Source organism: Rufibacter soli, from assembly GCF_054781795.1.
In genome coordinates this window covers 702,676-721,390 of record NZ_BAAGTS010000002.1, presented here as the reverse complement: position 1 = coordinate 721,390, position 18,715 = coordinate 702,676, and the positions used below count along the sequence as shown (strand labels likewise).

Below are 18,715 nucleotides of genomic sequence, written 5' to 3'. Positions count from 1 at the left end.
ATTACTTACCTTGGATACTCTAATAACCAGCTGAATTCCTTCTTTCCCAGGTTTTTCACCTGCACCCTGCCCATTTGAAAAGGGCTGGTGTGGGGGTCGATGGCCTTTTCTTGGGTAGTAAAAGCCGCTTGATACCCGGCTTCCCTTACCGCGGCCTCCGTGTCTGCACTTATCCCGCCATACGGGTAGGAAAAAACGTCAATGGATTTCCCCTTAACCTGCTGCAGGAATTCCTTGTTCTGTTCCAGCTCCTTCTGCTGGCGCTCCCTTGGGTGTGCGGGCAAAAAAGCATGAGAAACGGTGTGGCCACCCAAGTCAAACAAGGGATGCCTGGCCAATTCCTGCACCTGGGCCGCGTTCATACTCCGGTAGCCTTCCCGGCAGTGCTTCTCTATCCCGGCCCAGGCCCTCAGATCTTGGAAGTGGGCTTGCTGTTCTGCCCAAGTTAGCGGCCTCAATGTCTCCCATAGCTGCAGGAAAAGCTGTGACCTGGCCGAAACGGGGGGTTGGACATAAGCTTTCCAGGTTTCATGTTTCTGCTGCAAAGAAGCACTGAGATATTCTTCCCCGGTTAAGTCCGTTTCCAGCCTGGTTTTCCCAATCTGCAGGGAAAACAGAGACGGCAAATGCGGGCTCGCCAGAATCAACTCCTGCAGTGAATCCCACCAGAATTCTTGCTCCGTCCCTATATTTCCGGAGGTCACAAAAAAGGTGGCCGGCAGATGATACTTCTCCAAAAGGGGCTTGGCAGCCAAATAATTATCTTCATAACCATCATCAAACGTAATAGCAATGCTTTTCCTTTTCAGGGCTTTCCGCTGCATGTTCTCCACCATTTCTGCCAATGGGATTACCCTGTAGTTGTCTTTCAGAACTTTAAGTTGCTCCTCAAACACTTGGGGGCTTACCTGAATGTTCCAGACATCCTGCTCAGGCACCATAATTCTATGGTACATCAACACCTGGGCATTGGCCCCAAGCAGGGTATGTGCCACCCTCTTTAGCCGTTCTTTAATCATAGGGCCGACTTCACCGCTTTCACGGCCACGGTTACCTGAAACTGGGGGTCTGCCACCTCCAATTTCTCTATTGGTACTTCGGGTAGGCCCATCCCATACAGAAAAGCGCTGGCCGCAAACACGTTTCCATAGGTAGAAATCTGGACCTGCCCTTCCGGGAATGTCTCTGCCATCATTCGCTTCATGGCCTTGTCTGTAAAGGACCAATACCAGATATCCTTCCATTCGCCGTGGTCAATGGGCGTGATGCCAGGTACGGTCATGAGAAGGCTTCCTCCTGGTTTGAGAATGCGGTGACAAGTTTTAAGAGCCCCCATAAAATCATACACCAAATGAAGGGTTTGCGTAAGCAGCAGGCAATCAAAGGTGTTGTCTGGGATATGCGGCGCATGGCTGATGTCTGCGATGAAGGTGGCCTTGGGGTTGGATTCATCTACATGCAGGATATCGCTCTGGGTCACGCGCTCCCTCCCAAACCGCAGCGTATATTCGTTATCCCCTATCTCCAACACCCTACCGGCAATAGCCTCTGCCTCCTGCTCCAGAAACTGCTCAATGTAAAAGCGGTCAATGGGTCCTCCTCTGTCATAGCCGAAGTCTCTGCTAAAGGGGTTGGTTCCGGCAAAATCGCCTAGGCTTACCTGCCCTACCGGGGGGACAAAATTCTTATACCAGTTGTTTCTGTGCAGGTATCTTAACCAAGAGACAGGTACTAGTTTCTTAACTTTTGACTTTATCATGGCCTTGTTGGTGTCAATGGAGTAACGTACCGCGTATTGGGGTCTATGCCTCAAAAAAGTAAGGAAAACCTCAGAAGAAGCGGGTGCCCGGCTTTTTTTAAGGGACTCGTATAATTCCTTACAATAATATTTCTTCCAGGACAGCCGGCCTTTGGCATAGGCCTTTCGTTCCTGGTTAGTTCTGAGACCCGGTTTCTGCCGCTCAATAGTGCCTAATGCCCCTTTCAGCATGGTAGGGATATTGGAAGACATGTTGGCCGTATGAAACCGATAGACCGCTATTTTCTGCAGGTGGTGGTACACCGGGTATTTTCTGGCTATCCTGAGGTAGAGATCATAATCTTCACAGTTCTTTAAAGTTGCATCAAAATTAAACTCCTCCAGAACCGTCCGCCGGAACATGACCGTGGCCACCATACCAATGTAATTGCCCTGCAGCAGTTGGCAGTAATGATTGGCTGTCACCGGCACTACTCCTTCCTTTATAGCGTTTTCCTGCATGTAAAAGGCGTCAAATGTTCCTGACACAAAAGCTACCTCTGGATGCGCTAACAGGGCTTGCACATTGGCTTCCACCCCTTTTGGATACAGCCAATCGTCTGAGTCCAGAAACAGCAGAAACGCTCCCTGGCTGTGGGCAATGCCGGCGTTTCTGGCACTGGGCAAGCCCTGATTTTTCTGGTACACATAGCGTACGGTTGGGTAAGCCTTGGCTACCCCCTCTGTATGATCCGTTGATCCGTCATTTATGACCACTATCTCTATATTGGGGTAACTCTGCCTGAGCACGCTTTCAATGGCCTTCGCCAAAAAATGCGCCTGGTTGTAACACGGAATAATCACCGATACCAGCGGTTGCCCAGAAAGAGTAGTTCCTTGCCCCATCTCACTTCATGGAAATTTGTCTTCGCCTACTTCTATGTCTGAGGTAAAAGGAAAACCCAGCTACTACCCCCGTCACCTGTGACCAAAGCGTTCTGTATTGGAAAGTATAGGTTGGAAAGCCCTTTATGGCAGACCGGCTGTAAGAAATCAAAAACAGTTTGAGCAGGTATTTTAAATAGCCCGCCCGATGTTGCTGGCGTTGCAGCAGAGCAGCCACGGTGTGGCCCCGCATGTAATGGTAGATCTGCCTTTTTAACTCCTCCACTTCTTGCCGGTGCGTATGGAAGACAATTGCTCTGGGGTTGTAGTGAATGGCCTTACCATGGGCCAATAACCGGTACCACATTTCTGAATCACCGTTACACCCGGCGGCCCCGGCATCTAACATCTCATCAAAATAACCCACCTCCTCAAACACAGATTTCCGGAAGGCCATGTTGGCGCCGGCCCCAATTTTCCAGACGGGCGGCCCTTTTTGAAAGGTGGCCCGAAAGAAATCTGCCTCAAACATTTTATCCAGGTAGCCGCGGTTAAAGCTCCAGTGTTTTTCAAAGATGCACTGGGCCTCTGATTGCAGCTCGGCGGCCATAATCAGGCCGGTCATGGCTGCTACCTGGGGGTTCTGGAACGTTTCCCAAACGCGATAAACCCACAGGGCATGAATAGTCACGTCATCATCTACAAAGGCCACCACCGGATAACGCGCCTGCCGGGCTCCGGTGTTCCGGGCCACGTCTAACCCTACCAGGGCCTCCCGGATATACCGGACCCCTGCAAATTGTTGGACTACCTCTTTGGTGGCCTCATCCCGGGGAGCGTTGTCAATCACTAATATCTCCTGGGGCGAACATAATAGGTGCGTGAACCTTGCCAGGCATTGCTGTAGCTGCTGTGGCCGGTTACAGGTGCAGATCACCACCGAAACCGGAACCCGGGCGGGTAAATCCTCTGGAACCTGATTTTTAAAGACACGCTCCAGGTAAGAAATAAGCCCTTCTTGATGCTCACCCAGACCCATTTCTAGCCATGCCTGGTTTTCTTCTGTGCCCTGCCCAGCGTAAAAGGCAAGGGTGGGCTTAATGGCATTTACTACCTTTTCCTGGTACTGAGCCAAAGAAAGACCTAAACCAGGCTCCAGGTACAGATGCCCCAATGGGATGGATTTCCACCAGAACACCAGGTACAAGCCTTCCTCCTCTTGTTCTGGGGTAGGCAGAGACAAAGGGTGGTCTAACGGAACGTGCAAAATCTGATAAGGATAAGGCGCTTGCATAGGCAGGAAGGCTAAACCAGGTGTTACTCTAGGACCATTTCAGAATGCTTCAATTCAAAGGGAAGTTTTGGCCTCACAGCCCCCCACCATTTCCCGTACCATTGTATGTTACCGCGGTAATCTTCCAGGTCAAAGGAGAGGCACTCTTCAAAATCAAACAATGGCACAGAGGTGTCTTTCACAAAATTGAGGGAGATGTAATAAGACCCGTCATTCAGGAAATTGCCCGGAATGGTGCACTCCCCCTCCATCATGCCAATCTGGCTTTGGGTGGTAGGGGACGGAACGTCAAACACGCACTCGCCGCTGGCAGTGAATAGAAGCAGGCCTGCACTTAGTACCACGTCTTCTTTCATGCTCCAGAACTGGAACCTGACCGTGAGCGGCACCCGGATATCTAGAGGATCTCCTGGGTTTTCTTTATGCGGCACCAACTCCACTGATTTTATCTTGACCCACTCATTGCCCGGAGCTTCCTGCGGCGTTAGCCAGCTCTGCCGGAAGTTGGTATGCTGGGAATTGTTTAGGTATTTATTGACCACGCCATTCACGTTCCCGAAAGCCTGTAACTGACCTTTATTTAGCCAAAGGGCTTTGTCACACAGGTTTTTGATGGCTTGCATGCTGTGGCTCACAAACAAAATGGTTCGGCCCTGGGCCTGTGATACCTCCCGCATCTTCCCCAGGCATTTTTTCTGAAAATCGGCATCGCCTACGGCCAATACTTCATCCACAATCAGGATATCAGGTTCCAGGTGCGCGGCCACGGCAAACGCCAGGCGCACATACATGCCAGAAGAGTAACGTTTTACCGGTGTGTCAATAAATTGCTCTACCCCTGAAAAGGCTACTATCTCATCAAACTTGCGTCTAATTTCCTGCTTGCTCATGCCCAGCAGGTAGCCACTGATGTAGATGTTCTCCCTACCAGTCAGGTCCTGGTGAAAGCCCGTACCCACCTCTAGCAGGCTGCTTACCCGTCCATTGCCTTTCACGGTGCCTTTGGTAGGACGCACAATGCGTGAGATAATTTTGAGCAAAGTAGATTTCCCGGAGCCGTTGCTGCCTATAATGCCAATGGCTTCGCCGTGTTTTACCTCAAAGTTGATGTCTTGCAGGGCCAGAATGGAGGCGTTGGCGCCAAGGTCCCCGTTGATGGCCAACGGGTTGAAAGGGTCTTTCTTTTTCAACAGCACCGTGGTCCACCAGCGTTGCAGGTCTCGCCGGAACGTGCCGGTACCAATGGTACCCAGGCGGTACATCTTATATAGGTGCTCAACTTTGATGACAGTCTCCGGCATGGCTCCCTCCCTGGTGTTATACTACATCTATCAACCTATCCCCTTGCTTGTTAAAGAAAAGAAGCGCGCCTAATAACAGAAGCACCGTAAGCGTGAGGCTATAGCCCAATTGCAGGGGCGTGACTACCCCCTGCCCTAGCAATGAAAACCTGAACAGCTCAAAAAGCGAGGTAAGCGGGTTTAACTGCACAATCCACCGCAGATTTTCAGGAATGGTTTCTACCGGGTAAATCACCGGGGTCACAAACATAAGCAGCCGTACGCCCAGGGCCACCAGGTTATTGATATCACGGTACTTAGCCGTTAAAACGGAAAACAGCAGACCTAACCCCAGCCCAAACAACCCAATCAGGGCAATGGCCACAGGCAGCCACACCAGGTTCCAGGAAAGCCGGAAGTCAAACCCCACCACTACGCTGTAATACACCAGCACCACCAGAAACAAAACCAGTTGGAGGAGAAAACGCAGAAACTGGGTGCTTACCACCGAAAGCGGCATCACAATGCGCGGAAAATAGACTTTGCTGAAAAGCTGGATGTTCTCCCGAAAGGTATTGGAAGTGCCCGTAAAACTGTCACTGAAGAAATTCCAGAGCACAATACCCGATGCGTAGAAAACCACTGGCGGCAGCGCCCCGGTGGAAATGCCCACCAGTTTGTTGAACACCAGCACGTAGGTAACCAACGTAAGGATAGGTTGAAAGAGAATCCAGAGGGGGCCTAGCACGGTTTGGTTGTAGTTAAGCAGGAAGTACCGCTTCACCAATCCCGCCAACAAATGCCGATAGGCCCACAACTCCTGCGCGCTATGGCTCCAGAAGGTGGTTCTGTTATTGATTTCCCAATCCCATTTTGTAGTAGCGGCAGACATAGAGAAGTAATTATGGTTGGCCCGGGCTTTACGCGGCAGGCTGCCTCCAAAGTGAAAAGCCATTTCTAGGTTCACACCCAATAGGCCTGCAGAAGAATAAGGTTTATGCACGGAAAGACCGCACACCTTCTATAACTTGGTACTATACGTATATTTAATTAAATAGTGTAAGGAATAAAAATTGAAAACTGATAAAGGGCTTAATTTCTCTGTAGATATTAATGGTAGAGGCCGGCATACGGTTTAAGAAGTACAGATACTTCCATTTCTTCCTGAAAAGGGTAGTGTAAGAGGCCCATACCTCAATCTCCTTGCTTTTCTCCTTATGAGACGCCAGCGCACTCCTTATGCCAGCATTGATCACTTTATTGGCGATAAACTCATTGCGGTAAAAATCGCCTACCTGCACCAGGTCATACCACTTCTCTGAACAGGAATCGCCTCTGAAGTACCGGTCTCTTAACCCACTAAACTGCTGGTTGTACACCACCAATACCTTAGGCGTGAACACTACCTGGTGTTGGATGGCTATCTTGCCACAGAAGAAACTGTCTTCCCCACTAACCATACCTAAAGGAAACCCGCCCACTTGCTCACAGATGGCCCGGGGCACTACCATGGCTGAAAGGCGGGTGATATTTTGCTCCAGTTCGGCCTTGAAGTAATTGTCCACCACGCCCTCAGGCAAGGTGTAAGGCAGGTTATATACTTTATTTTTCTTGGCAATTTTATAGGCAGCCACGTAAATGCCAGCCTCTGGGTAACGCTCCAGCAATTGCCTCATCTGATCCAAATAGGAAGGTTCCCAGAGATCATCGGCGTCCAGAAAGGCTATATATTCACTCTTAGCTCTTTTTATGCCATGGTTACGCGCCGCTGAAACCCCCATATTCTCTTGGGTTAATACGCTTACTCTGGCGTCTGTGCAGGACCTGACCACTTCCAGGCCCTGGTCTGTGGACCCGTCATCCACCACAATCACCTCAAAGTCACTGAACGTTTGCCGCAACACCGAAGCCAGCGTGCTGGCAACGTGGTTCCCCTTATTGTAAAGTGGTATTACCACACTAAAAAACGGGCTCTTGAAAATCATAGAAAAGCAGGAATAGCCAACACATTAACCAGAGGGGAAAGTTAAGTTACGTATTTAAATAATAATTTCAAGGTAAAAGATGATTTTTCTATTATAATTTAACTAACGCTTTATGTTCTGCCAGAAGTTCACCCGTTGCAGCTAATTCCAGCAACCAATCTCAGATCCTGACGATACAGGCATTTCTGTTTTGGGCCTGTTTTTCAGAAAATAGGCTTAAAACAGAAAGGCCTGTATCCATTTCTGGAAACAGGCCTTGCCGTCCTTATAATAAGAGGTTAGTCTTTTCTGGCTCCTCTTCCCGCTACGTTAGGGTCAGCGTTTTCATCTTTGCCGCCTTTGTTAGGGGAGTATTTATGGTCTGCCGGGTCACCGCCGTGGCCTGCGTGTCCGCTGCTGCGGCCCCCGCCGGTACCGTCATTGCCGTTGTGGTTGCCTTTAAAGCCGCTGTGGCTGTCTCCCAGGCCACCGGCGTGGGTTCCGTAACCAGTATCTTTATCGCTTTCAGCGTCATGTTTAGGCTGGTTCTTGCCTTGGGTAGACTCCTGGCCCAGGTGCATGTTGCGTTCGCCGGTGCCTCCGCCCTGGCGGCCAAGAATATCCCCTCCGCCGTTTTTGTCGTCTTTGGCTTGTCCCCTGTCCAGGTTACCGTCAGCGTCATAATTGGCGGTGGCGCCGCCCTCTGCCTTGGTGCCGTAGTTATGATCTGCAAAAGTACCGTCACCGCGGTTGCTGTCCTGGTTGTTGTTGCTGCCATTTCCGCTCTGGTTGGCGGCTCCCTGGTTTTTATTTTGCTCTTCCATGGTATCGTCGGGTTATAGGTTTGGTTAAAACTTGAGTACCTGTTTACGGGAGAGGGCGCTTAGAGTTGAAAGTACGGACTTAATGGCCTTTTCGGGCTTTGGTATCTGCCAAGGAAGGCAGCACCTTATTCTTGGCCCATTCTACCGCCAGCAGGGTTTTCCCGTCAATGAAGGTATATTCTGCCAGCTCTTGGGCGTCCAGTTCCAGGGTTTCAATGCTTTCATGCTCGTCGTCCTTACCGCCGCCCTGGCTGGCCTTTTTACTTACCTGCGCGTAGAAAAGGTAGATTTTCTCAGAGAAAGCGCCCGGCGAGGGGTAGAACTCACAGATCCGCTCCAGTTTATCCACGGCGTAGCCGATCTCCTCCTCAATCTCCCGGGCTATGGCTTCCTCAGGTTTTTCGTCTGGGCTGTCCAGCATGCCGGCCACGGCTTCCACCAGGTCCTGCTCTATGGCGGGGCGGTACTGTTTGGCAAAAATGAACTTCTGCCGTTTGGTATCATACACCAGCGCCGCGGCGGCCTGCCCGGTCTGGAACACCTCACGCTCAAACTCCTTGCCCTGGTCCTGCAGGGTGTACACCTGCAGCCGGTAATGGCCCTGGTAGGCGGTCTCTTTTTTGATGATTTTCATACGGCTGCTCTTTACGTAAAAGGAAAACTGCTTCATTATGGTCCTCCCGCTCTTACGGCGCTTCTACGCGGTGGTTTAACCCGGCACTTATTCTGAATAATTACCTGATAAATAAGGCTTTTGCCCCTTCGCTTACGTACTTAAATGCAACCATTCTTTTCTCATGAAAAACTTATTTACCCTTTGGGTTGCTCTGCTGTTGGTTTCAGTGGGCAGTGCCGCGGCGCAAACCCAAAGCAGCCATTACAAGGCTGCCGAAACCCTGCTCCTGACCATGGGCACCCCTAAAACCCTTGACGACAACCTGCAGCAGATGCTGACCATGCAAATGGAACAGGTACCGGCCATGAAAGTGGCCGAGATGGAAGTACGCTCCTTCTTCTCTAAGTATATGAACTGGGAGGCGGTGAAAAAAGACATGATCCAACTCTACATGGCCGAGTTCACGGAGAAGGAACTGAAAGAAATGAACCTGTTTTACCGTACCCCTACCGGCAAGAAACTGGCCATGAAACAAGGAACCCTCCACCTCAAGAGCACCCAGATTGGGCAGTCAAAAGTGGAACCGCACATGATGGAGCTGCAACAGGCCATCCAACAAAAAATGCAGGATAATTAAATCTTTTCCTGAAAATATGCGATCTTCAGTAAACAGAAAGCCCAGGCGTTTCCGGCTGGGTATTCTGTTTTAAGGCCGTTTTTGTAATAACAGGCTTAAAACGCACCAGTGGCACACCGTAAAGGGCCATCGGCCCGAAAAGTAACCCAGACCGGGCAGCCGGACAAAAAACCAACCGACAGAGAAACTAAAAAGCTATTTCTGGACTTATTCCCTTCATCCACTCTTTCTTAAGGAAGCACCATGAGGCTACAGCCGTTGCTCTTCGCCTTACTCTTTTCCCTGAGTACCCAGGCCTCTGTTTTGTTTCCTTATCCATCCCCACCGGTATCTGACACCAGCCTAACCTTGGTTACCCCAAAACCTGCTTGGGTACAGAAACACCGTACCTTGTTGGCAGGCACAGCGGGCGCCATTGCAATTACCGGTTTTTTGGTAGGGTCTTACCAGCAATATGACCGGCCCATCATGGACTTTGCCCAGCGGCACCGTTCCTCCTTCACCAATGAGGGGGCTCGCCTTCTCAGGCCCATGGGTACCGCCCTGCCCTTACACGCCACCTTTGCCACCATGTTTGCTGCAGGGGCCCTGACCCGGCAGCCAAAACTAAAAGAGGCGGCGGTGGTGGGCCTAGCCAGCTTTTACCTGAATGCTGCCGTCACAGACCAATTAAAGAAGAGTTTCCAGCGGTACCGGCCCAACGTTACCCAAGACAGCCATTTGTTTGATGGAGCCGAAGGGGCGGGCATCAACACGTCTCTGCCTTCGTCACACACCTCGAATGCTTTTGCCGCCGCCTCCGTTATTTCCTCGGTATACCGTGACAGCCGGTGGGTACCGCCCGTGGCCTATGGAGTTGCTACGTTGGTAGGTTTGTCCCGCATTAACGATAACAAGCACTGGGCCTCAGATGTGCTGGCGGGTGCCACGCTGGGGTATTTGTCCGGGAAGGCCACCTATTGGGGATACCAGCACCTGAAAGGGCACCTGCCCAAGCAAAGGATATTGCTCACGCCTGGCTGGCAAAGCGGGAGTCCGGCTATAGCGGCTAGCCTGCAGTTCTAATGCCCAGAAGGGTAGCGCCTTCCTTTACAACCAGTGGTTTATCAGGGGAAAGTAACCATTGAAAACCTTTGGGGCCAGGACAAGTTTATAGTTCTCTATGCGGCCTGTTATCCTTTGGATTTTTGCTGGGCTGCAGTTCATTCCTATTCCTAACCCTAATTTTCCTTCTGCCATGGCAAAAACTTTTTACGCGCTTTTAACCCTTTCCTTCCTTTTTATGCACCAGCTTTCGGCCCAGAAACAACAGATCAAGACCCAACTGGTAGAGTACAAAGACGGGGCTACCACCCTGGAAGGCTACCTGGCCTATGACCCCGCGCTCAAAGGCAAGCGCCCGGGCGTGCTGGTGGTGCACGAATGGAACGGCATCAATGACTACACCAAAAAACGGTGCGAGCAACTGGCCAAGATGGGCTACGTGGCCTTCGCCGCTGATATCTACGGAAAAGGCATAAGACCTAAGACGCCGCAGGAATCTGGCACCGAGGCGGGCAAATACAAAAACAATCCGGCCCTGTTACGCCAACGCGTAAACCTGGCCCTGGCCCAACTGAAGAAACAACCCACCGTGAATGGGGCCAAAGTGGCAGCCATTGGTTATTGTTTTGGTGGGTACACCGCCCTGGAACTGGCCCGCAGCGGCGCTGACCTGGCCGGAGTGGTGAGTTTCCATGGTAACCTGGCCACGGCCACGCCGGTGGAGGCAGGCAAGATGAAAGCGAAGGTATTGGTGGCCCACGGCGCCCTTGACCCCTATGTTCCCCAAAAAGAGGTAGACGCTTTCTTCAAGGAAATGAACGAGGCCAAGGTAGACTATCAGTTCATTGCCTATAGCAACGCCGTGCACTCCTTCACCAACCCAGGGTCTGGCAATGACATCAGCAAAGGGGCCGCCTACAACGCCGCCGCCGACCGCCGCTCCTGGGAGGCCATGAAAACATTCTTTGCTGAGATCTTCAAGTAATTAGCTGGTTTAAGGCAGTTTTCCCAAAAACAGGGCAATAACGGCAGGGTTAGGGCGTAGTCTAGTCAGATAGATTAACCTAACCCTGCCGTTATTTCGCGCGTAAGGGAAAGGCTCTTACCCGGTACCCTCGCTTTTTTTGAGGGAGCTAAAAAGAAGCGTTTCTTGCCTGTTCACATGTTATCTGATTCGGTTAAAAAAAATACCTATCTTATTTATTGCCTCTTGGCGCTGCTGGCGGCCCTTCCCTTTGCATCCTGTAAAGAAAAGAAACCCCACGCCGAGGATACGGTAGTCTTCAAACCCCAGCCCATCTTACCCGAAGACACCATTAAATACCCCAACGCCCTCATAACCGCGCTTAACCGCAAAAACAAGTGGGTAGATTCTGTCTTTAAGCGCATGACCCCAGATGAGCGCATCACGCAGCTCATGATGGTGGAAGTGTTCTCTAATCAGGGTCCGGAACACGAGGCAGACGTCATCAGGCTCATCAAGCGCTACAAGATTGGCGGCATCATCTTTTTCCAGGGCGGCCCCGTGCGGCAGGCCAAGATGACCAATCGCCTGCAGGCCGCCTCTAAAATACCCCTCTGGATTGGCATGGACGCCGAAAACGGCATTGGCATGCGCATGGACAGCGCCATGCAATATCCGCTGCCTATGTTGCTGGGCGCCATTAACAATGACAGTCTCATCTACCGCATGGGTTCTGAAATGGCCTTTGAGTTCAAGCGGATGGGCATGCACGTGAACTTCGCGCCAGTGGTAGACATCAACAACAACCCGGCTAACCCCATTATCTCGTACCGGGCCTTCGGCGAAAACAAAGATGATGTAAGCTCCAAGAGCCTGGCCCAGATGATGGGTATGCAGGACAACGGCATCATTGCTACCGCCAAGCACTTCCCCGGCCACGGCGACACCGACGTAGATTCCCACTATGACCTGCCCGTGATCCCCTATGGCCGGGAGCGCCTGGACTCCCTGGAACTGTACCCCTTCCGGCACCTGATCCAAAGCGGGGTGGGCGGCATTATGGTGGGCCACATTCACATGCCCAAGCTTGATTCTACGGCCAATCTGCCGGCCTCCCTCTCCAAACCAATTGTGACGGGTCTTTTAAAGAAGGAACTCAGGTTTGGTGGTCTAATCTTCACAGATGCCATGGTCATGAAAGGCGTGACCAAGTATTTTGCCCCAGGTGAGGCCGAGGTGATGGCTCTGGAAGCGGGCAATGACGTGCTGGAGCGTCTCGTGAGCGTCCCCAAAGCGCTGGCGGCTATTAAATTGGCCATTCGGCAGGGCCGTCTGAGCCAGAAAGAGATTGACCGGCGCTGCAAAAAAGTGTTGGCCGCCAAGCACTGGGTAGGCTTGAACAAATACCAGCCCATCAAGACAGACTCCCTGTACCAGGACCTGCATACCTCCCACGCCCATGAGACGCTCAAGCGCCTGGCCGAGGGTTCCCTTACGCTGCTTCAGAATAAGCACCATCAAGTACCAGTAGAGGAACGCCGGCGCCGCCAGGTGGCCAGCCTGGCCGTTGGTGCCTCCAAACAAACCGCCTTCCAGAAGAAGCTGAAGACCAAACTCTCTGCCATTGACATTTTCCTGCCCCGCAAGACCGACAAGCGCGATTTGGTGAAACTGAGAAGGCGTCTGCTCAAATTTGACCTGATCATCATCAGCATTTACGGCCCCAGCATCAGGCCCAGCAATAACCTGCGCTTTACCCCAGAAGAGCGGGCCCTGGTGAATGAACTCATTAGAAAAAAGCGGTGCGTGGTGGTGCTTTTTGACAACGCCTACACCTTGAACCAGTTTCCAGACATTCACCAAGCTACCTCTTTGGTGGTGGGCTACCAGCAGCTATCAGCGGTGCAGGTAGCGGCCGCCAGGTTGGTGACCGGCGGCCTGAAGCCTCAGGGCAAGCTACCGGTCACCGTGAACAAGCATTTCGCCTACGGCGATGGGCTGTAGAACCTCCTGCTGTTTTAGGCCCGTTTTTCAGAAAACGGGCCCAAAACAGCAGAACACCTTTGCCGATGGGGCCACTTCTTTTACTATATTGGCTTCATGAAGACATTCTCCCCTTTCCGGTCCTTTTTCCTGCTGGCACTTTTCTTTCTCCCCTTACTTAGTGCCCAGGCCCAGGCCAACAAATCAAAAGCCACTTCTTCCGAGGCCCGCGTCATCATAGGCATTGAGCGATTGGTTACCCCAGAGTTTCTGCCGTTCATCCAGAACCGGCGGGTAGCTATTCTTACCAACCACACCGGGGTGTTGCCAGACAAAGGCCACCTGGTTGACCTGCTGCACCAGCGCCAGGACGTGAAGGTGGTGAAGCTTTTCAGCCCTGAGCACGGCATACGCGGCGAGGCAGACACGCACGTAGCCGATGACGTGGATAAAAAGACTGGCCTGAAGGTGATCTCGCTCTACGGGAAACTGCGCAAGCCTACCCCTGAAATGTTGCAGGACGTAGACGTGCTCCTGTTTGATATCCAGGACGTGGGCGCCCGGTATTACACCTACATTGCCACCATGGCGTCTTTGATAGAGGCGGCCGCCGAAAACAAAAAGCAGATCATAGTGCTAGACCGTCCTAACCCCATTACCGGCCTGTACGTGGACGGCGGCGTGGGCACCAATGCCCGGCAACCCGTTATTGGCCCTAATTATTTGCCCATTACCCACGGCATGACCGTAGGGGAACTGGCCCGCATGTTCAATGGCGAGCGCGCCCTTAAAAAACTGCCCCAAGCCGAACTGATTGTGGTGCCTATGCGCCATTATAACCGCAGCCTATGGTTTGACCAGACTGGCCTGCCCTGGGTGAAGCCTTCGCCCAACATGATCAACCTCACCACCGCCACCCTGTACCCGGCCACCTGCATTCTGGAAGGCACCAACCTTTCTGAAGGGCGCGGTACCATGCAACCCTTTGAGTTTATTGGTGCCCCCTGGGTAGACGGCGAAAAACTAGCCAAGCAACTGAACAGTTACAAACTGGCGGGGGTTACGTTTAAGGCGGCCCAGTTCAAGCCAGACAGTGTGGTAGACGGCATACGTATTTACCCGCCTAAGTTTGTGGGCCAGACCTGCCAGGCCGCCCAGGTCATCATTACAGACCGCACCAAATTTGAGTCGGCTAAGGTAACGGTGTACATTATGCACGCGCTTAAGACCTTGTACCCTACCCAATTGGAATGGAAAAACACCCGGCTAGATGGTCTCTGGAAAACAGACGTGACCCGCAAGCGCCTGCAGGCCGGCGATGCCCCTAAAGACATTATTGCGGCCTGGGCAGAGGACCTGACGTATTTCAAAAAGGTAAGGGCTAAATACCTGCTTTACCCGTAATCCCTGCTTTCCATGAAAATTACGCCCTATAAATATTGGTGGTCGTTGGTCTTGGCCGTGGTGGCGTTGGTAGGCTGCCAGTCCTCCTCTGGGCCAGCGGTTCAGGCTTCAGCCGCCGCGCCGGCCATTCCGGCCGGCCAGAACGTGGTAGTGGTGGTGATTGACGGGGTGCGGTACGCAGATTCCTGGGGAGATCCTTCGCATAAGAATGTGCCCAACATGGCCAAAGAGCTGAGGCCTAAGGGGGCTTTCTATCCGGCTTTTTACAACCAGGGCGTTACCCTTACCAACCCGGGGCACGTGGCGCTTACTACGGGGCACCATCAGAACATGAGCAATGACGGCACCGAGATTCCGGAGCTTCCTTCTATTTTCCATTATTACCGCCAGCACACCGGCGCCCCCGCCACCGATGCCTGGATCATTACCAGCAAAGACAAACTGGAGATTCTGGCCCGCACCAAAAGCACAGAAGCCGCCGCCGCTTTCGCCCCGGCGGTTAACTGCGGGGTGAAGGGCTTGGGTACCGGCTACCGCGATGACACCACCACGCTGCGGGTGGCCAAACAGCTGTTAACCAAACACCAACCGCGCCTGGTGCTCATTAACCTCCGGGAACCAGACTCAGAGGGCCATGCCGGCAATTGGGAAGGCTACATAAACGCCATTCAACAGAGCGACAAACGGGTCACCGAGTTCTGGAAGTGGCTGCAGACCCAACCTCACTACAAGAATACCACTACCCTCTTTATTACCAATGACCACGGCCGGCACACGGGCACAGGCAACCGGTTCAAAAGTCATGGAGACTCCTGCGAAGGCTGCCGGAGGATTAGTCTGCTGGTGTTGGGCCCTAAAGTGAAAGCCGGGCAGCAACCTACCCAATCCAGGTCTCAGGTAGACGTGACCGCTACCATTGCGCAGTTATTACAGGTGCCCATGCCCAAGCGGGACGGTGAACCTATGGCTGAATTGTTCCAGTAGAAAAGAAATAAAGAAAGCGTTTCGGGCCTGTTTTTGGGAAAACAGGCCCGAAACGCTTTTATGCTCTGATAGTGAAATAAACACCTTCGCTTAAGATCCGGGAATGGTAGAAACCGCTGCTTTGGTTCGTGGTCAATAGGGTAAGCAAACCTACCGCCAAGGGCCTTGCGGCTTTCTAAGGACAGTTTCCGGCTGCAGCCACCGAGCTAAATGTTGGCAACGCTTTTTCTTAACAGATACCACATGTTTCCTTTAAAGGCTGGAAATGTTTTCCTTCAACCAAGGTGCTTCCTTAAGAAGCCGGCTTTTCCTCAGGCGGCTCTGGCGTAGCCTTTGGGGCGCGGCCGGCTTTTTTGAGGGCTTCTTGCAGAATCCATTCTATTTGCCCGTTGGTGCTTCTGAATTCGTCTGCGGCCCACTTCTCCACGGCTTTCAGCATTTCGGCGTTCATGCGCAGGGCAAACGATTTTTTATCGGCCATAGGCTAGTTATGTAAGGTTCCGGCGTTCACAATGGGGCTTACCGCCCGGTCTGAGCACAGCACCACCATTAAATTACTAACCATGGCAGCTTTCCGCTCCTCGTCCAGGTCTACCAGGCGTTTGTCATTGAGTTGGTGCAGGGCCATCTCTACCATGCCCACGGCGCCTTCCACAATCTTGGCACGGGCGGCTACAATGGCGGTGGCCTGCTGGCGCTGAAGCATGGCGCTGGCAATTTCCTGGGCGTAGGCCAGGTAACTGATACGGGCCTCCAACACGTGAATGCCGGCAATGGCCAGACGCTCCATGAGTTCGCGCTCCAGCTCATCGTTCACTTCCTGGCTGCTGCCGCGCAGGGAAATCTCGCTTTCGTCCTCAAAGTTATCGTAGGGGTAGACACCGGCCAGTTTACGCATGGCAGACTCGCTCTGTACCTTTACAAAAAGCTCATAGTTGTCTACCTCAAAGGCGGCCTTGAACGTTTCCTCTACCCGCCACACCAGCACCACGCCAATCATGATGGGGTTGCCCAGCTTGTCATTGACCTTAATGGGGTTGGTATCCAGGTTGCGGGCGCGCAGGGAAATGTCCTTGGTAGCGAAAAAAGGGTTTACCCAGAAAAAACCGTTCTGCTTGATAGAGCCCTTGTATTCCCCAAACAAAGTCAACACCCTGGACTCATTAGGATTCACAATCTTAAATCCTTTGCAGAGCAAGACGAAAGCAATGGAGAAGGGCACCATGCTTTCTGGCCCCACATAGTACACGCAGGCCGCGCCGGCCCCTATGACTAACAGCACCAGGACCAGGATGGCATAACCAGAGGCGGGATGATAAGGTCGTTCTGCTTTCATAACTTTATTTATTTTGATATCATTTTGATATCAATAAAAGTAGAAAATTCCTGACAGAATAGCAAGCCTTATAAGCAGAAGTTGATACGGCCCGGGCAATAGGAAAGCCTGCCTGTTTTGGGGCCGTTTTCTCAAATACGGCCCCAAAACAGGCAGGCTTCCTTTATAGCGAGGCTTGGGGGGCAGCCCGCTACTTCTGTTATTCCAGTTCCTGCACGTTTACCCGAAGAATGTTGGCAGGCTGCTTTTTACCTTCATTGGAGATATACAGATCACCTTGAGGACTGAAGGCGATACCCTCTGGTTTGTAGAAGGCGGCGTCACTCAGCTTGAACCTGTTTTTAATGCTTCCGTCTGGGTTCAGGATGAAAAGCTGCGGATTGGACGCCTCTGTCAGGTAAATTTGGCCAGAGACCGGGTGCACCGCAATCTCTGAGGGCTGCCAGCTTTTAGCGAGCGTTTTGGCTTTCTGTTTGGAAAGCAACTGGTCGTTCAGGTTCAGTTTGAACACAGGTTGTCCGGCCAGTTTCTTCGTAGCCAGGTCAAAGGCATACACGCCCTTGAAATCTGCGCCGTTGGCTTCCTCCCCTTTAATGGCCAGCAAGAGGCGATTATGTTTGGGGTCATGGGTAAGGCCCTCTACGTTGTGCTCTAGGGTAAGCGGCGTGGCATACTCTGTGATCTTGTTTTGGGCCGAGTGGATATTAGTTACCTCAAATAACCGCCCGTCACTTCTTACCACGTACGCGGTGGTACCTACCAGGGCCAGGCCTTCATAATCACCAGCGGCCCCAAAGGTAATCTGGCGCTCTATTTTCTTGGTATTGGTATCATAGACGAAAATTACCCCTGCCTCATCCTGCACGCAGGCAAACTGGCCGTTGCCCAGGTACACAATCCCGGATACTTCCTGAAGGATGGGCGGCACCTCCCATTTCTGGACTATCTGAACCGCCTTGGAGGCCGGCTCTACGGTTTTATTCTTCTTTTCTTTCTTTGGTTTTCCGTCTTCGGCCGCGAAGGCCATTTTTTGCTCACAGCCGAGCAATGAGCAGGAGAAAACCAGACTGAACAGGATATACTGAATGCGTTTCATAGTCTTGATGGTTTTATGGCAAATCCGGGCAGGTTACTTCCGTTCCGGTATTTTTGTAATAGATAGGGGATAGTCTGTTTTGGGCCTGTTTTTATAAAAACAGGCCCAAAACAGGAAGTTGGCTTTTAGTCCCAGTAAGGCACCTCTGAGGCGGTGCCGTTGGCGTCATACACTTTTTTGAGTTCCTCGGTTTGTTTCTCCAGTTCCACCTGGTAAAACACCTGTCCGTTGCGCTCCACTTTCTCTACGTCCTCTACCAGATAAGCCTGGAAATCGCGTTTCAGGGCCTGGGACACGGTTTCAGGGAGGTCTGCGGCCGTAAGGTCTTGCTTTGTGGCCAGGATCTGGCCAGTGGAGTCTAGGAGGGCGGTGTACTCTACCTGGCCCAGCAGGAATTCAGCCTCATAGGCCTGGCCTTCTTTTTCCCATTCAATGGCGGTTGCCGCCGGGAACTTGGTTTGCAAAGAGCTTTTCACCAACGAAGGAAGGTTGGAAGCAGTTACTTTCTGGCTGCAGCCCCAAAGGGTACTGGCGGCCACCAATAAGGTTACATACATGGTTTTCATAGGTCTTTTCTTTAGCATCATTCAAGTTGATGTGCCAAAGTTCGGACCCAAAACAGGAAACAATTGGGAATACCCTCCACCAGAAAGATTTTTTTAAAGT

18 protein-coding genes are annotated in these 18,715 nt (G+C 52.1%); 6 read left to right on the top strand and 12 right to left on the bottom strand.

The window, feature by feature from the left end; translation table 11 throughout:
- Nucleotides 1–5: 5 nt before the first annotated feature.
- The 8 genes from ACYVJQ_RS05050 to ACYVJQ_RS05015 form a co-directional block, all read right to left on the bottom strand.
- Nucleotides 6–1,019 (bottom strand): polysaccharide deacetylase family protein, encoded by a 1,014-nt coding sequence (locus ACYVJQ_RS05050; RefSeq protein WP_460891974.1) that lies wholly within the window; start codon nucleotides 1,017–1,019, stop codon nucleotides 6–8.
- Nucleotides 1,016–2,644, bottom strand: a complete 1,629-nt coding sequence (locus ACYVJQ_RS05045; protein WP_460891973.1) for a glycosyltransferase — start codon at nucleotides 2,642–2,644, stop codon at nucleotides 1,016–1,018. The genes ACYVJQ_RS05050 and ACYVJQ_RS05045 overlap by 4 nt, the downstream gene beginning before the upstream one ends.
- Nucleotide 2,645: 1 nt before the next feature.
- Entirely contained in the window at nucleotides 2,646–3,917 is a 1,272-nt protein-coding gene (locus ACYVJQ_RS05040; RefSeq protein WP_460891972.1) for a glycosyltransferase family 2 protein, read from the bottom strand.
- Nucleotides 3,918–3,940: 23 nt separating this feature from the next.
- Nucleotides 3,941–5,218, bottom strand: a complete 1,278-nt coding sequence (locus ACYVJQ_RS05035) for an ABC transporter ATP-binding protein (protein WP_460891971.1) — start codon at nucleotides 5,216–5,218, stop codon at nucleotides 3,941–3,943.
- Nucleotides 5,219–5,234: 16 nt separating this feature from the next.
- Nucleotides 5,235–6,152: an ABC transporter permease gene (locus tag ACYVJQ_RS05030; RefSeq protein WP_460891970.1), complete on the bottom strand. Its 918-nt coding sequence runs from the start codon at nucleotides 6,150–6,152 to the stop codon at nucleotides 5,235–5,237.
- 91 nt (nucleotides 6,153–6,243) lie between these two features.
- Nucleotides 6,244–7,155, bottom strand: a complete 912-nt coding sequence (locus ACYVJQ_RS05025; protein WP_460891969.1) for a glycosyltransferase — start codon at nucleotides 7,153–7,155, stop codon at nucleotides 6,244–6,246.
- Between the two features lie 305 nt (nucleotides 7,156–7,460).
- Nucleotides 7,461–7,985, bottom strand: coding sequence for a hypothetical protein (locus ACYVJQ_RS05020; RefSeq protein ID WP_460891968.1), 525 nt, complete (start codon nucleotides 7,983–7,985; stop codon nucleotides 7,461–7,463).
- 79 nt (nucleotides 7,986–8,064) lie between these two features.
- Nucleotides 8,065–8,619, bottom strand: coding sequence for an NUDIX domain-containing protein (locus ACYVJQ_RS05015; protein ID WP_460891967.1), 555 nt, complete (start codon nucleotides 8,617–8,619; stop codon nucleotides 8,065–8,067).
- Between the two features lie 163 nt (nucleotides 8,620–8,782).
- On the opposite strand from ACYVJQ_RS05015, the gene ACYVJQ_RS05010 reads away from it, so the two are divergent.
- The 6 genes from ACYVJQ_RS05010 (at nucleotide 8,783) to ACYVJQ_RS04985 (ending at nucleotide 15,617) form a co-directional block, all read left to right on the top strand.
- Nucleotides 8,783–9,238 carry a DUF2059 domain-containing protein gene (locus tag ACYVJQ_RS05010; RefSeq protein WP_460891966.1) on the top strand — a complete coding sequence of 152 codons (456 nt, stop codon included), beginning with the start codon at nucleotides 8,783–8,785 and terminating at the stop codon, nucleotides 9,236–9,238.
- A gap of 243 nt (nucleotides 9,239–9,481) precedes the next feature.
- Nucleotides 9,482–10,303, top strand: coding sequence for a phosphatase PAP2 family protein (locus tag ACYVJQ_RS05005; RefSeq protein ID WP_460891965.1), 822 nt, complete (start codon nucleotides 9,482–9,484; stop codon nucleotides 10,301–10,303).
- A 217-nt stretch (nucleotides 10,304–10,520) separates the two neighbouring features.
- Nucleotides 10,521–11,267, top strand: a complete 747-nt coding sequence (locus ACYVJQ_RS05000; RefSeq protein WP_460891964.1) for a dienelactone hydrolase family protein — start codon at nucleotides 10,521–10,523, stop codon at nucleotides 11,265–11,267.
- A 177-nt stretch (nucleotides 11,268–11,444) separates the two neighbouring features.
- Nucleotides 11,445–13,250, top strand: coding sequence for a glycoside hydrolase family 3 protein (locus ACYVJQ_RS04995; RefSeq protein WP_460891963.1), 1,806 nt, complete (start codon nucleotides 11,445–11,447; stop codon nucleotides 13,248–13,250).
- Between the two features lie 96 nt (nucleotides 13,251–13,346).
- A complete protein-coding gene (locus ACYVJQ_RS04990; RefSeq protein ID WP_460891962.1) occupies nucleotides 13,347–14,633 on the top strand; it encodes an exo-beta-N-acetylmuramidase NamZ family protein in 1,287 nt (428 codons plus the stop codon).
- A 12-nt stretch (nucleotides 14,634–14,645) separates the two neighbouring features.
- Entirely contained in the window at nucleotides 14,646–15,617 is a 972-nt protein-coding gene (locus ACYVJQ_RS04985; RefSeq protein WP_460891961.1) for a sulfatase-like hydrolase/transferase, read from the top strand.
- A gap of 292 nt (nucleotides 15,618–15,909) precedes the next feature.
- Here the strand turns inward: ACYVJQ_RS04985 and ACYVJQ_RS04980 are convergent, their stop codons facing one another.
- From ACYVJQ_RS04980 to ACYVJQ_RS04965, 4 genes are all read right to left on the bottom strand, one after another.
- The gene (locus ACYVJQ_RS04980; protein WP_460891960.1) at nucleotides 15,910–16,098 is read right to left on the bottom strand and encodes a type II toxin-antitoxin system antitoxin; all 189 of its coding nucleotides are present in this window, start codon (nucleotides 16,096–16,098) and stop codon (nucleotides 15,910–15,912) included.
- 3 nt (nucleotides 16,099–16,101) lie between these two features.
- Complete coding sequence (locus tag ACYVJQ_RS04975) at nucleotides 16,102–16,953, bottom strand: SPFH domain-containing protein (RefSeq protein WP_460891959.1); 852 nt, start codon at nucleotides 16,951–16,953, stop codon at nucleotides 16,102–16,104.
- Between the two features lie 199 nt (nucleotides 16,954–17,152).
- Complete coding sequence (locus ACYVJQ_RS04970) at nucleotides 17,153–18,049, bottom strand: SdiA-regulated domain-containing protein (RefSeq protein ID WP_460891958.1); 897 nt, start codon at nucleotides 18,047–18,049, stop codon at nucleotides 17,153–17,155.
- A gap of 125 nt (nucleotides 18,050–18,174) precedes the next feature.
- The gene (locus ACYVJQ_RS04965; protein WP_460891957.1) at nucleotides 18,175–18,615 is read right to left on the bottom strand and encodes a PepSY-like domain-containing protein; all 441 of its coding nucleotides are present in this window, start codon (nucleotides 18,613–18,615) and stop codon (nucleotides 18,175–18,177) included.
- Nucleotides 18,616–18,715 lie beyond the last annotated feature (100 nt).